The sequence below is a fragment of the Micromonospora sp. D75 genome (assembly GCF_018070405.1).
GTDB classification, from domain to species: Bacteria; Actinomycetota; Actinomycetes; order Mycobacteriales; family Micromonosporaceae; genus Micromonospora; species Micromonospora chalcea.
In genome coordinates this window covers 1-1,013 of record NZ_JAGPXV010001054.1, presented here as the reverse complement: position 1 = coordinate 1,013, position 1,013 = coordinate 1, and the positions used below count along the sequence as shown (strand labels likewise).

Annotated in this window: 1 protein-coding gene and 2 pseudogenes; all 3 read left to right on the top strand. The window is 73.3% G+C overall.

The window, feature by feature from the left end; translation table 11 throughout:
• A pseudogene (locus tag KBX39_RS31930) lies at positions 1–208 on the top strand (hypothetical protein); the annotation flags it as partial.
• 22 nt (positions 209–230) lie between these two features.
• Complete coding sequence (locus KBX39_RS31925; protein WP_069087830.1) at positions 231–644, top strand: pyridoxamine 5'-phosphate oxidase family protein; 414 nt, start codon at positions 231–233, stop codon at positions 642–644.
• Positions 645–790: 146 nt separating this feature from the next.
• Positions 791–1,013 (top strand): annotated as a pseudogene (locus tag KBX39_RS31920) (C39 family peptidase); the annotation flags it as partial.

Here is a 1,013-nt window from a genome sequence, read left to right as displayed (position 1 = left end):
CAAGGTCGCGTTCTCCGGCGCGCAGATCGACCCGATCCTGCCGGTGGACCTGCTGCCCGACCCGATCTACCTGGACGACATGGGCGTGCTGGCCGGCGCGCTGTTCTACCTGGGCCGGCTGGCCGTCAAGCATCGTGCCGCCCAGGTGGAACAGCGGGCCACCGGGAAGTCCCCGGCGCTGCCGCCCGGCGCGGCGCCCCGCCGATGAGACACGCGAACGAGGAGACGGCATGGCGGGACGGCACCGGTTGGATCCGCACGACGGGCGGGTGGCCCGCTTCTTCGCGGACCGGCATCTCGCCACGCTGACCACGCTGCGCGCCGACGGCACCCCGCACGTCGTACCGGTGGGGGTGACCTTCGACCCGGAGGCCGGCCTGGCCCGGGTGATCACCTCGGCGGGGTCGGCCAAGGCGCGGCACGTCGCGGCGGCCGGACCGGACGGCACTCCGGTGGCGGTCTGCCAGGTCGACGGCCGCTGGTGGCTGACCGTGGAGGGCCGGGCGGCGCTGCGCCGCGACCCGGCTTCGGTGGCCGAGGCCGAACGGCGGTACGCCGAGCGTTATCGCACCCCGCGTCCGAATCCGGAGCGGGTGGTCATCGAGATCGCGGTGACCCGGCTCCTGGGCAGCCTGCCCGACTGAGGCGCTCTGTCCGGTTTCGCGGTGGCCCCGGTCACGCCTGGAAATGAGGCCCGGAAGCAGGGCGGTTGAACTCTCCGTACGCCGAGCGCCACTCCTGGTGCCGCGTCTCCCGCACGGAGCCGTCGACCCCCGAATGGAGCCTCGACATGAATCCGATCATCCGCAAGTGCCTGCTCTCCGTCGCCGGTCTCGCCGCTGCCGGCGGTGCCGTCGCCGGCCCGGCCGCCGCCCACGCGGCCCCGGTCAAGGGCAAGGGTGACCGCACCGCCGACTACGAGTACCAGGCTCAGCCGAACTTCTTCTACTGTGGTCCCGCCTCGGCCCGCATCGCGCTCTCGGCCGAGGGCAAGGACGTGAGCCAGGACGAGC